This window comes from Undibacterium sp. TC9W, from assembly GCF_049339865.1.
GTDB lineage: Bacteria > Pseudomonadota > Gammaproteobacteria > Burkholderiales > Burkholderiaceae_D > Undibacterium.
The window spans coordinates 1-13,073 of sequence record NZ_JBMPPJ010000019.1; the positions used below are offsets into that span (position 1 = coordinate 1).

The window sequence follows — 13,073 nt, forward strand, 5'->3', positions numbered from 1 at the left end:
TGTTAAAGAACCTAAATCTTTTCTACCCTACCAGACCATCTTCTGATCCAGCTTTGCGTCGCAGCGTTGTGTGCGTCAGCAGCAGAGAAACGAGATTATGAAGCACTTATTCGCCGCTGTCAACACCCTGTTTTTTATTTCGTTTAGATTAAATCTTTTTAGAATCAATCTCGACTACTTCAGGATATTTCCAGACTTTGGCTTTTCGCGTCATTTCTTTCGCTCAAACCAAGACAAGAATTACTTCACTTTCTGCACCCGCTCTTCAGCGGGAGGCGAACTATAGCAAATCCCCCACCTGTTTTGCAAGAGAAATTTTCTTTATGCGCCAAACTTTCAAAAAATGAATTAGGCTTATATATGAGATAAGCAAACAGAAGCAAGTCTATGAATTATTCACTCTTTGATGACGCCAGCGATATACACCCCTGGACAGAAACTATCTGCGAAGGTGCGATGATACTGAGGCATTTTTCAGTGAGTCATGAAATTGCATTGCTGGATGGCATGCAGCACATATTAAGCAAGCACCCTTTCCGGCAAATGCGCACGCCCAATGGTCACCGTATGTCGGTCGCGATGACTTGCTGCGGAGAGGTGGGCTGGGTATCCGATAGTGATGGCTATCGCTACAGCGCTTATGATCCGGAAAATGGAGAACACTGGCCTGCCATGCCAGATAGTTTTTATTCACTTGCCGTGCAAGCGGCGCAAGAAGCTGGCTTTCCCGGCTTTACGCCAGACAGTTGTCTGATCAATCAATATCAGGTGGGATCACGCCTTAGTCTTCATCAGGATAAAGACGAAAAGAAATTTGGTGCACCTATCGTGTCCTTTTCACTGGGCATACCGGCGACATTTCTTTTTGGTGGCATGCAGCGCAGTGATGCTGTCCAGCGCTATCATCTGGCACATGGTGATGTAGTAGTCTGGGGTGGCCAGGCCAGATTGCGTTACCATGGAGTAGCGCCAATCAGGGAAGCAGCACATCCACTATTGGGAACACAAAGAATCAATCTGACGTTTCGCCAGGCCATGTAAACAGAATGCCGCTTATCTTCTCATCACCAAATAATAAGACAAACAATCCCATATGCCATTTTCACTAGATAATCTCTTAGTCATAGGAATTTCTTCCCGCGCCCTGTTTGATCTGGAAGCGGAAGAAACCATTTTTCAGGAACAAGGATTAGATACTTATCGCCAGCATCAACTCAAAGAAGAAAACAGCATCTTGAAACCAGGCGCAGGCTATGCTCTGGTAAAAGCTCTATTGAAACTCAATGAACTGACGCCTGGCCACAGACTGGTGGAAGTTGTCATCATGTCGCGCAATTCGTCTGAGACTTCTTTACGAATATTTAATTCCATCGCCCACTATGGACTAGATATTACACGCGCAGCCTTATCGGGCGGATCACCACTGGCACCCTACTTGCTGGCTTTTAATGTCAGCCTGTTTTTATCCCTGCATGAAGACGATGTGCAAGCTGCTATCAATTCAGGTGTTGCGTCGGCGATGTTATATCGGCTACCGGAAAATGCTGCTGACCCTGAGCAAATCCGCATTGCCTTTGACGGTGATGCTGTCATTTTCTCTGATGAATCTGAACGCATTTATCAGGAACAAGGCGTGGAAGCCTTTGAGCAGCATGAAAGGGAAAATGCCCTGAAGCCTTTGCCCGAAGGGCCTTTCGCCAGATTGCTGCTGGCCTTATCGTATCTGCAGAATAATTTCAAAACCCCGGATGGTCGCGCTTTTCCGCTACGCACAGCCCTGGTGACAGCACGTGCCTCACCTGCCCACGAAAGGGTGATACGCACATTGCGCGCCTGGAATATCGCGATTGATGAAACCTTCTTCATGGGTGGCGTCAACAAGTCAGCTGTATTAGCCGCTTTCAAGCCACATATGTTTTTTGATGACCAGCATGGCCATTGCCTGCATGCGTCGAATGTTGTGCCAACTGGCCGCGTACCAGTCAAGCAAGGAAAATAAATCGCTACAAAACAAAAAAAGCCAGCCTGATTTATCAGGCTGGCTTTTTTACATCTGACGGCAGATTAACGCTGCGCGAGTACATCTACCACGCACAAAGCCGTCATATTGACGATGCGGCGTACTGTGGCCGATGGCGTCAAAATATGCACAGGTTTAGCACAACCCAGCAAGATCGGGCCTATCGCTACGTTATTACCGGCTGTTGTTTTCAACAGGTTATAGGCAATATTTGCTGCATCGATATTAGGCATGACGAGCAAATTGGCGTCGCTCTTCAATGTTGAATCCGGCATCATTTTCTTGCGATAGCTGGTATCAAGTGCAGTATCGCCATGCATTTCGCCATCCACCTCAAGGTCAGGTGCATCACGATGAATAATCGCCAGCGCCGCACGCATTTTTTGCGCGGATTCGCTATTGCTGGAGCCGAAATTCGAGTGAGACAGCAAGGCAGCTTTTGGCAACAAACCAAAGCGGCGCATTTCTTCTGCTGCCAAAATCGTGATTTCAGCGATTTGTTCTGCCGTCGGGTTTTCATTAACATGCGTATCAACGAGCACCAATTGACGGTCTGGCAACACCAGGCCATTCATGGCGGCATAGACATTCACGCCATCACGCTTGCCCAATACCTGGTTAATGTAATTCAGATGCAGGCCAGTCGTACCAAAGGTGCCACAGATCATGCCGTCAGCATCACCTTTATGGATCATCATGGCACCGATCAGTGAATGACGGCGACGCATTTCCAGTTTGGCATATTGCTCTGTCACACCTTTGCGGGCAGTCATCTGATGATAGGTCTGCCAGTAGTCGCGATAGCGATCATCCTGCTCAGGGTTGATGACTTGAAAATCTACACCCGCCTTTAGACGCAAACCGAATTTTTCTATACGCTGGTCAAGGATGTGAGGGCGACCTACCAATATAGGTGCAGCCAGTTTCTCATCGACGATAACCTGTACGGCGCGCAATACTTTTTCTTCTTCACCTTCGGCATAGACGATACGTTTGCGGTCAGCAGGTGCTTTTTTGGCGATCTGGAACAGTGGCTTCATGAACGTGCCGCTGTGATACACGAATTGCTGCAGCTTTTCTACATACGCCTGCATGTCCTGGATAGGACGCGCCGCCACGCCGCACTCTTCTGCTGCACGGGCAACAGCGGGGGCAATCTTGATCATCAAACGGGGATCAAACGGCTTGGGTATCAGGTATTCAGGGCCAAAGGACAGATTGCTAATGCCATATGCCGAAGCGACGACGTCTGATTGCTCAGCCTGGGCCAGCTCAGCAATCGCATGCACGACCGCGATTTCCATTTCACGCGTAATGGTGGTCGCGCCACAATCCAGAGCGCCACGGAAAATATACGGGAAGCACAGAACATTATTGACCTGGTTAGGGAAATCAGAACGCCCTGTCGCCATGATGGCATCATCACGTACAGCCTTGACTTCTTCAGGCAAAATTTCTGGTGTAGGGTTAGCCAAAGCCAGGATCAAAGGATTCGGCGCCATCAGCTTGACCATATCCTGCTTCAACACGCCGGCAGCGGACAAGCCGAGGAAGATATCTGCATCAGGCATGACATCACGCAGGCTGCGGGCAGAGGTTTCTTGCGCGAAGCGCTCTTTGTCCGGGTCCATCAGCTCGACACGGCCTTTATAAACCACGCCAGCCAGATCAGTAACAAATATATTTTCCAGCGGGAAGCCCAGATCAACGATCAAATCCAGACAGGCCAGTGCAGCGGCACCAGCACCAGAAACAACCAATTTGGTGTTTTTAATGGTTTTACCAACAACTTTCAAACCATTCAGAATAGCTGCGCCAACAATAATCGCAGTGCCATGCTGGTCATCATGGAAGACTGGTATGCGCATGCGTTCACGCAGTTTGCGTTCTATATAGAAGCATTCCGGTGCTTTGATATCTTCGAGATTGATGCCGCCAAAGGTAGGCTCAAGTGAAGCAATGATATCAACCAGCTTGTCAGGATCAGATTCACTGATTTCAATATCGAATACGTCAATGCCGGCAAATTTCTTGAACAGCACGCCCTTGCCTTCCATCACTGGCTTGGATGCCAGCGGGCCAATATTACCCAGGCCCAACACTGCGGTACCGTTGGTAATCACGCCGACCAGATTGCCGCGGGCAGTGTATTTAAATGCAGCAGTTGGATCTGCGACGATTTCTTCACAAGGTGCAGCAACACCAGGGGAATACGCCAGGGCCAGATCACGTTGATTCGTCAGTTGCTTGGTTGCAGTGACACTGATTTTGCCAGGAGTCGGAAATTCATGATATTCCAGCGCTGCCTGACGCAATTGTTGACGTATTTGCTCTTTTTGATCTGACGAATCCATGTGCTTGACCTTCTTTCTATTTTTTTGCTTACGGAAATCTTACTGGTAGAGATTCTAGCAGAGGGAACCCTCTAACTTTATACGTATTTGTACGACTCTTATGCTTTTCTAGCATAACCAAATTCAATTTATTCTGTTAAGCAATAATTCATAGCCCTTAACTATCGGATCAATAAAATCAATTATCTTTTCAAATAAATTATTAAAATCTATTATGCATCTCATGTTGATAGCAAATGCAAACAACACCCTAAAGCACCGTAAATAACCAAGGAGAGCATTATGAGCACCCAGGCAAACCCATCCGTCACCATCCAGAACCTTGAATCAGCTTTTGCAGGCGAATCCATGGCCCATATCAAATACCGCTATTTCGCCAAACTGGCACGTGAAGCGGGTGCGCTTGAGATTGCAGAAGCGTTTGAAGCAACCGCTGATCAAGAAGTTATGCATGCCTTTGGTCATCTGGATTTGCTTTACCCCAAAAGCCAGCTGACACCACAACGCGCTTTGGAAATTGCTATCGAAGGTGAGACTTATGAATACACAGAAATGTACCCAAAATTCCGCCACCTCGCTGTGGAAGAAGGCAACCAGGCTGCTGTCGCTGAATACGATGAGCAAATCGCAGAATCTAAGGAACACGCTGAAAACTTTAAGCGGACTTTAGAAATCGCCGCTAAACGCTTTGCCGCATTGGCCAAAGTAGAAGAGCGCCACGCCAATCATTACCGCGCCGTGCTGGAAGCCAATCAGGCCTGAGCCCTGAAAAACACATCATCAAAAAATACAAAGGACACCATGAAAACTTACCAATGCATCGTTTGCGGCTTTATCTATGAAGAATCCAAAGGCTTACCGGAAGAAGGCATCGCCGCCGGCACACGCTGGGATGACATTCCAGCCGACTGGGAATGCCCTGATTGTGGCGTGGCCAAAGCTGATTTTGACATGATAGAAATCTGAGGTAATCATGAAACCCATCGCCATCATCGGTTCGGGCCTGGCTGGTTATACAGTCGCCAGAGAATTTCGCAAGCTCGATAAAACTACGCCCTTGCTGATCATCACTAGCGATGATGGCGGCTTTTATTCCAAGCCCATGCTGTCGAATGCTTTTGCCATGGGCAAGCAGCCGCAACAATTGCAAAGCAAAACGGTAGATCAGATGGCAGCCGAGCTGACTGCCACTATTTTGACAAAAACCGTGGCGAGCGGCATTAATTCAAAGGCGCAAACCATACAAACCAAAGTGGGTGATTTTGATTATGCCCAACTGGTGCTTGCGCTTGGTGCGCAAGCCATACGCCTGCCCATCGCTGGCAATGCGGCTGACCAGGTCTTGTCGATCAATAACCTGGCTGACTATGCCGTGTTTCGCAACAAGCTGGCGCAAGCTGGTGACAAGGCCAGGGTCACCATACTGGGTGCAGGTTTGATAGGTTGTGAATTCAGTGATGATCTGGCGAGTGCGGGACATAAAGTCACTTTGATAGATCCAAACGCACTGCCGCTCGCTGCGCTGGCACCGACAGCTATTTCACAGGGCTTGCAAGCCGCACTGAGTGTAAAAGGTATACAGCTCAAACTGGGCAACACTGCCAGCCAGATTGATGTGCTGGATAATACCTTACAGGTAACTTTGTCCAGTGGGGAAAGCTTTAACACTGATGTGGTCTTGTCTGCAGTCGGCCTGCGTGCAGATATACGCCTGGCGCAGGCAGCACAATTGCAGACAGATCGCGGCATTCTCATCAATGAGTATGGCCGGACCAGTGTGCCTGAGATATTCGCGCTTGGAGATTGTGCGCAGTACAAGCAAGCGGATGGCAGCCAAAGCCTGATGCCCTATGTCGCGCCTATCATGACTGCGGCACGGGCAATTGCGCAAAGCCTTAGCGGTCAAATGACTGTTATAGACATGAAGCCTGCCGCAGTGCTGGTCAAAACACCCAGCTACCCGGTTGCACTGATCCCACCTGCATTTGCGGTCAGTAAATCAGGCGCGTGGGAATCAGACCATGCGGATGGCGTCACCACCAGCCGCTACTTTGACGAGAACAAAAAATTGCACGGCTTTGCAGTCGCCCCGCAAGATGCCAAATCGAGAAATGCACTGATTGCGGAATTAATAGAAGCACAAGCAACTCGGCTGAACTGATGCGGCCAGGCGCATAGTGCCAAAGGTGCCTGGGGATTATCTTGAATCCTGGGTCAGCTTAGGTACAATGCGCGCATGCTTTCCGAATTTGAACTCATCAAGCGCTACTTTGCGCAGCACACTATTCAAGACAGCCGCGTCGCCCTCGGCATAGGGGATGATTGCGCCCTGCTCAATCCCAGCCCCGGCATGCAGATGGCCATCTCCAGCGACATGCTGGTATCGGGCCGCCACTTTTTCCCGGATGCTGACCCGTACAAATTGGGCCATAAATGCCTGGCAGTGAATTTGTCTGACCTGGCTGCCATGGGCGCTGCGCCGCTTGGGTTCACCCTGGCATTGTCGCTGCCTGAAGCAAACCAGGACTGGCTGGCAGAATTTTCTCGCGGCTTGCTGGCACTGGCTGATGAACATCATTGCCATCTGATAGGTGGCGACACCACCAAGGGCCCACTGAATATCTGCATCACGATTTTTGGTGAGCTGCCACCTGGCACTGCACTGCGCCGCGATGCCGCCAAAGTTGGCGATGATATCTGGGTGTCCGGCACACTGGGTGATGCCCGCCTGGCTTTGGCAGGCTACTGGAATGAAGTCACACTCAGCGAGTCTGATCATCAATTGGCAGCAACGCGCATGCACCAACCCAGCCCGCGCATTGCACTGGGCATGGCCTTACGTGGCATAGCGCATGCGGCGCTGGATATTTCGGATGGTCTGGCTGGTGATCTTGGCCACATCCTGGAAAAGTCACAAGTAGGTGCCAGTCTGTTTATCGATCAATTGCCTGCTGGCCCGGTCTTACAAACGCAGCCTCAGGAATTGCGCAGGCAATTTACACTGAATGGTGGTGACGATTATGAGCTATGTTTTACGGCTCCCGCCAGTAACAGACAACAAGTCATCGCCGCAGCAGCAAAATCGCACACTGCGGTCACGCGCATAGGCCAGATAGAAGCTAACGCTGGCTTGCGCGTGGTTGATGAAGATGGCAAGCCAGTACAGCTGCAATACAAATCCTTCGATCACTTCGTTAATCCATGAGCACTTTAGAGAACGGCCAGACAGCCATCGTCACCCACCCCAACTGGCGCTTCATGCTGCGTCACCCTGCCCATATTCTGGCCCAGGGTTTTGGCAGCGGCTTGTCCCCCATCATGCCCGGCACCTCAGGTACCCTGTTTGCATGGCTGAGTTTTTATGTACTATCCAGCCGCTGGCCTGAGGTATTCACGACACTTAACTGGCTTGCCATCATTGTCATTGGCTTTGCTATTGGTGTCTGGGCTTGCAATGTCACCGGTAAAAACATGGGGGTTGCTGATCATGGCAGCATGGTGTGGGATGAGATCATTGCCTTCTGGCTCGTGTTGCTATTCATCGTACCGGCAGATTGGCAAACCCAGTTGTGGGCATTTATCGGCTTCCGCTTTTTTGACATGGTCAAACCACCACCGATAGGCTATTTTGACCGCCGCTTCAAAGGTGGGTTTGGTGTCATGTGGGATGATATTGTGGCGGCTTTCTTTTGCCTGCTGAGTTTTGCACTCTGGCGCAATTTCTAAGACATTTTGGTGTCATATTTCCTGCATTGAGGATTTCGTCAAATTACTGAAGAAACCCATCCCCATCCCAGCCTTCCCCTTGGAGGGGAAGGGGATTACGGCGCTTATTTACTTCATTAGCAAATAAGCGCGTCAAAAAAACTTACTCGTCCTTCACCCCATCTATCCCCAGTTCCTGAATCTTGCGGGTGATGGTATTCCTGCCTATGCCCAAACGTATCGCTGCATCATTCTTGCGGCCATGGGTATGGCGTAATGCGGCCTTGATGACGACGGATTCAAAGCAACGTCCCAGTTTGTCGATGACTTCAGACTGACCTTCTGCCAGCATCGCTGTTGCTTCTGCTTCCAGCAAAGAAACCCAGCTTTCACCACTGCGGTATACTGGTTTTTCTGGATAGGCGCTGCCATTGATTTGTGAAGCTTGCGCCTGCAAATGTTCACCTCCCCTGCCATGCATTTCATTAACACTGCCGCCAATGGGAGCCTGAACTGGACTCGCCGCGCCCATGGCAATTGGCACCAGGTCTTGAGGCAGATCAGGTACTTCCACCGTCTGGCCTGGTGCCATGACGGTGATCCAGTTGCACAGGTTTTCCAACTGGCGCACATTGCCCGGAAAATCTAAACTGGACAAAAATTGCAGTGCGGGCTCTGACATGCGCTTGACATCTACACCCAATTGCTTGGCGCTTTGGTTCAAGAAGTATTTGGTCAGCAACGGGATGTCTTCACGACGCTCGCGCAAACTCGGCAGGCGCAGGCGGATCACGTTCAGGCGGTGATACAAGTCTTCACGGAACAAACCATCTTTAACCCGGGTTTCGAGATTTTGGTGGGTCGCGGCGATCACGCGCACATTCGCCTTCATGGGCTGGTGACCGCCAACCCGATAAAAATGACCGTCTGACAAAACCCGCAACAAGCGAGTTTGCAAATCAAAAGGCATGTCGCCAATTTCATCCAGGAACAACGTGCCACCCTCGGCCTGCTCAAAGCGGCCACGGCGCGTGGTTTGCGCACCAGTAAAGGCACCACGTTCATGACCAAATAATTCAGACTCCAGCAAATCCTTGGGGATCGCTGCGGTATTCAAGGCGATGAAAGGTTGAGAAGAACGCGGGCTATGTTTGTGCAAGGCACGTGCCACCAATTCTTTGCCACTGCCCGATTCGCCCGTGATCAGTACCGTCACGTTCGATTGTGATAACCTGCCTATCGCGCGAAACACATCTTGCATGGCGGGTGCCTGGCCAAGTATTTCAGGCGTTTCAGACATGCTTTGCTCTACGCTGGATTCTCGCAGGCTTTCATCCATGGCGCGGCGTATCAGCTCTACGGCTTTATCCAGGTCAAACGGCTTGGCCAGGTATTCAAAAGCCCCCCCCTGAAAAGCCGCGACTGCTGATTCCAGATCAGAAAACGCCGTCATGATAATCACAGGCAAGCCAGGATATTTGGCTTTAACGGTTTGCAAAAGTTCAAGGCCGGATGCGCCGTGCATGCGTATGTCAGACACTAGCACTTGTGGCGTATCGCTTTGCAAGGCATTCATCGCATCTCTTGCATTGGTGAAGCTGCGGGTAGCCAGATTTTCTCTCGCCAGTGCTTTTTCCAGCACCCAGCGAATTGAATCGTCGTCGTCCACTATCCAGATTGGTTTCATATTGTCGTTTTGCAGTCTGTGTTAAGCATATCGATAGAAGGAGCACTTTTGGTGCCGCCGCTTTGCCACACCCTTATTTAAGGTAGTGGTATCAGTATCCGGAAATCCGTACATCCTGGCCGGCTCTCACATTCGATGACACCCAAGTGTTGTTCAACGAAAGTTTGCGCCAGCGTCAATCCCAAACCGCTACCGCCTTCTTTGCCTGATACCAGGGGATAGAAAATACGGTTGCGAATCTCAGGTGGGATGCCCGGACCGTTATCGATGATATGCAAGTCTAATGCCAGCCTGTAACGAACCTTGGCCAAAGTGATCTGGCGCACCACGCGCGACTTGAAAGTCAGCACCGCATCACCCTGCCTGATACGCTCACTCAATGCCTGCGCGGCATTGTGGGCAATGTTCAACACAGTCTGGATAAGCTGTTCTTTGTCACCCCGAAACTCAGGAATCGATAAATCATAGTCACGACTGATCGTCAGCCCCTGCGGGAACTCGGCAACGATGAGGCTGCGCACACGTTCACACACTTCATGGATATTCACGTCGCCAACGATATGTGGCAAACGATGTGGTGCCAGCAAGCGATCCACCAGTGTCTGCAACCTATCAGCCTCCTTGATGATGACCTGGGTGTATTCACGCAATTCGCGCAGGTGGCGCTCGGGTAATTCAAGCTCCAGCAATTGCGCTGCACCGCGTATGCCACCTAGCGGGTTCTTGATCTCATGCGCCAGATTGCGGATCAGCTCCTTGTTGGCCTTGCTCTGGTCAAGCATGCGCTCTTCTCTGTCAAGCTTGAGTTGCTGTACGTTTTCACGCAACTCTATCAGCACTGGTGTATCAGGATTATCGAGTGCAGTGACGATGCTGTGCACGTGCAAGGGGTCGCGCCCTGCCCGCTCCAGCGTCAGGTCCTGGCGCTTGTCAGCAAACTGATGAGCTACTGCCTGATGAAAGACCGCAGTCAATTCCTGCCCATTCAGGAACAAGTCTGTCAGCTTCAGATGTGTGAGCGATTTGAAAGAAGAATCAAGCAGGTTTTCAGCAGCAGCATTGGCAAATAAAATGCTGCCTTCAGCATCCAGCACAATGACCGCGGATGTCAGCAAGTCAAGTCCGGCAAATGAGGTAAGTGGAGTTTTCAAAACTTGTCCATAAAAAAAAGGCCGCACAGAGCGACCTTTACGCAAGCATCATGCCCGGAAGCACTTTTGCCGTTCACACTGGCAACTTATTTTGCATTGGCAATTTCACGTTTCAGTGCTTCTATGTTTTTTTCGGTGCGGCTGATGTCTTCTTTCATCAAATTGGTGCGTTCCTGATATTTGGCGAAATTTCTTTCATCGCCACGACGCTCAGGCTCACCATTATTGTATTCTTTCTTGATATTCGCCAGTTTTTGCTCTTCCGTCTTCAATTCGTCTTGCAAAATCTGTTTGCGGTCAGAATCCCTGGCTTTTTGCGTACTGTCATCTACCTTGGGGAAATCACTAGGGCTGCTGGCAGGCTTACCTTGCGGTTTCTTGGCAGGGGCAGGCAATACAGGCGCTGGCAGAACAGTCAGGCCTTGCAGATCCACTTTCTTGCAACCTTTAACGGCACCTGTATTCTTGTATTCTTTTTTTCCATTATCATCGACGCATAGATATACCTCGGCCTGTGCATGGGCATACGCCTGCACGCCAATAAAGAGAAGTAATCCTGACAAGAGTCGGTTCATAAATAAGCAATATTCATTGATAGACTGTAAGTGTATGTCATGCAGCCGTGCAACACAATTACGAACAAATTAGCATTTGTAACAAAAAAAGCGGGGTTACCCCCGCTTTTTTGCGTTTTTACCCTGATGACAGAGGGTAATTACAGAGAATAATACATGTCAAATTCAACAGGGTGAGTTGTCATGCGGAAGCGTTGCACTTCTTGCATTTTCAAATCAATGTAAGCATCGATCATGCTGTCACTGAATACGCCACCGCGTGTCAGGAACTCGCGGTCTTTGTTCAATGCGTCCAGTGCTTCTTCCAGAGATGCGCATACTGTTGGGATCAATGCATCTTCTTCTGGTGGCAAATGGTACAGATCTTTGCTGGCTGCTTCACCAGGGTGGATCTTGTTCTGCACGCCGTCCAGACCTGCCATCATCAGTGCAGAGAAGCACAGGTATGGGTTCGCCAGTGGATCAGGGAAACGTGTTTCGATACGACGGCCTTTAGGATTGGCAACGTAAGGAATACGGATGGAAGCAGAACGGTTACGTGCGGAGTAAGCCAATTTTACCGGAGCTTCATAACCTGGAACCAGACGCTTGTAAGAGTTGGTACCTGGGTTAGTGATCGCATTCAATGCTTTGGCATGCTTGATGATACCGCCGATGTAGTACAGGGCGAAATCAGACAAACCAGCATAGCCGTCGCCAGCAAACAGGTTTTTGCCATCTTTCCAGATGGATTGATGCACGTGCATGCCAGAACCGTTGTCGCCAACGATAGGTTTAGGCATGAAAGTCGCTGTCTTGCCATACGTATGGGCTACATTCCAGACCACGTATTTCAGATTTTGCGTCCAGTCAGCGCGTTCTACCAGAGTAGAGAACTTGGTACCGATCTCATTTTGACCAGCGCCCGCCACTTCATGGTGATGCACTTCAACCGGGATACCCAGGGATTCCAGGATCAGGCACATTTCAGAACGCATGTCCTGGAAGCTATCGACTGGAGGAACCGGGAAGTAACCGCCTTTAACCGTTGGACGGTGACCAGTATTGCCGCCTTCCAGTTTTTCGCCTGTGGTCCAGGAAGCTTCGTCAGAATCAATCTTGACGAAACAGCCAGACATATCTACTTTCCAGCGTACGCTGTCAAAAATGAAGAATTCTGGTTCTGGGCCAAAGTAAGCTGTATCACCAATGCCTGAGGATTTCAGATAGGCTTCAGCACGTTTCGCGATGGAACGTGGGTCACGGTCGTAACCTTTACCATCAGATGGCTCAATCACGTCACATTGCATGAACAATGTGGTTTCTTCGAAGAATGGATCAATGTTGGCAGTAGATGGATCAGGCATCAACAACATGTCGGATGCTTCAATGCCTTTCCAGCCAGCGATGGACGAGCCGTCGAATGCGTGGCCAGATTCGAATTTATCGATGTCGAACTGGGAAATTGGAACAGTTACGTGCTGTTCTTTGCCTCGGGTATCAGCAAAGCGAAAATCAACGAATTTGACTTCGTTATCTTTCGCCATTTTCAAGACTTCTGCGGCTGTCATTGCCATGTGAAACTCCTCTGAGAGCTAAAAA

12 protein-coding genes are annotated in these 13,073 nt (G+C 49.9%); 7 read left to right on the forward strand and 5 right to left on the reverse strand.

All coding sequences use genetic code 11. The annotated features are described in order from the left end of the window. Positions 1 to 387: 387 nt before the first annotated feature. A complete protein-coding gene (alkB, locus tag ACO0LN_RS22345; RefSeq protein ID WP_422977608.1) occupies positions 388 to 1,041 on the forward strand; it encodes a DNA oxidative demethylase AlkB in 654 nt (217 codons plus the stop codon). Between the two features lie 52 nt (positions 1,042 to 1,093). Continuing rightward, positions 1,094 to 1,999 (forward strand): 5'-nucleotidase, encoded by a 906-nt coding sequence (locus ACO0LN_RS22350; RefSeq protein ID WP_422977610.1) that lies wholly within the window; start codon positions 1,094 to 1,096, stop codon positions 1,997 to 1,999. Between the two features lie 65 nt (positions 2,000 to 2,064). Here ACO0LN_RS22350 and ACO0LN_RS22355 read toward each other — a convergent pair whose 3' ends face one another. After that, positions 2,065 to 4,374 carry an NADP-dependent malic enzyme gene (locus tag ACO0LN_RS22355; protein ID WP_422977612.1) on the reverse strand — a complete coding sequence of 770 codons (2,310 nt, stop codon included), beginning with the start codon at positions 4,372 to 4,374 and terminating at the stop codon, positions 2,065 to 2,067. A 282-nt stretch (positions 4,375 to 4,656) separates the two neighbouring features. Between ACO0LN_RS22355 and ACO0LN_RS22360 the strand changes: the two genes are divergently transcribed. From ACO0LN_RS22360 to ACO0LN_RS22380, 5 genes are all read left to right on the forward strand, one after another. Beyond that, positions 4,657 to 5,136: a rubrerythrin family protein gene (locus ACO0LN_RS22360; protein ID WP_422977614.1), complete on the forward strand. Its 480-nt coding sequence runs from the start codon at positions 4,657 to 4,659 to the stop codon at positions 5,134 to 5,136. Between the two features lie 39 nt (positions 5,137 to 5,175). Then, a complete protein-coding gene (locus ACO0LN_RS22365; protein WP_110258335.1) occupies positions 5,176 to 5,340 on the forward strand; it encodes a rubredoxin in 165 nt (54 codons plus the stop codon). A 7-nt stretch (positions 5,341 to 5,347) separates the two neighbouring features. Then, positions 5,348 to 6,535 (forward strand): FAD-dependent oxidoreductase, encoded by a 1,188-nt coding sequence (locus ACO0LN_RS22370; RefSeq protein WP_422977616.1) that lies wholly within the window; start codon positions 5,348 to 5,350, stop codon positions 6,533 to 6,535. Positions 6,536 to 6,610: 75 nt separating this feature from the next. Continuing rightward, the gene (gene thiL / locus ACO0LN_RS22375; protein WP_422977618.1) at positions 6,611 to 7,579 is read left to right on the forward strand and encodes a thiamine-phosphate kinase; all 969 of its coding nucleotides are present in this window, start codon (positions 6,611 to 6,613) and stop codon (positions 7,577 to 7,579) included. Next, on the forward strand, positions 7,576 to 8,100 hold the full coding sequence (locus tag ACO0LN_RS22380; RefSeq protein ID WP_422977620.1) for a phosphatidylglycerophosphatase A: 525 nt from the start codon (positions 7,576 to 7,578) through the stop codon (positions 8,098 to 8,100). The genes thiL and ACO0LN_RS22380 overlap by 4 nt, the downstream gene beginning before the upstream one ends. Before the next feature lie 142 nt (positions 8,101 to 8,242). Here the strand turns inward: ACO0LN_RS22380 and ntrC are convergent, their stop codons facing one another. From ntrC to glnA, 4 genes are all read right to left on the reverse strand, one after another. Beyond that, positions 8,243 to 9,766: a nitrogen regulation protein NR(I) gene (ntrC, locus tag ACO0LN_RS22385; protein WP_422977622.1), complete on the reverse strand. Its 1,524-nt coding sequence runs from the start codon at positions 9,764 to 9,766 to the stop codon at positions 8,243 to 8,245. Positions 9,767 to 9,843: 77 nt separating this feature from the next. Further along, complete coding sequence (glnL, locus tag ACO0LN_RS22390) at positions 9,844 to 10,917, reverse strand: nitrogen regulation protein NR(II) (RefSeq protein WP_162058484.1); 1,074 nt, start codon at positions 10,915 to 10,917, stop codon at positions 9,844 to 9,846. An 86-nt stretch (positions 10,918 to 11,003) separates the two neighbouring features. After that, positions 11,004 to 11,492, reverse strand: a complete 489-nt coding sequence (locus tag ACO0LN_RS22395) for a DUF4124 domain-containing protein (RefSeq protein ID WP_422952305.1) — start codon at positions 11,490 to 11,492, stop codon at positions 11,004 to 11,006. Between the two features lie 140 nt (positions 11,493 to 11,632). Further along, positions 11,633 to 13,048 (reverse strand): type I glutamate--ammonia ligase, encoded by a 1,416-nt coding sequence (gene glnA, locus ACO0LN_RS22400; RefSeq protein ID WP_422952306.1) that lies wholly within the window; start codon positions 13,046 to 13,048, stop codon positions 11,633 to 11,635. Between the last annotated feature and the right edge of the window lie 25 nt (positions 13,049 to 13,073).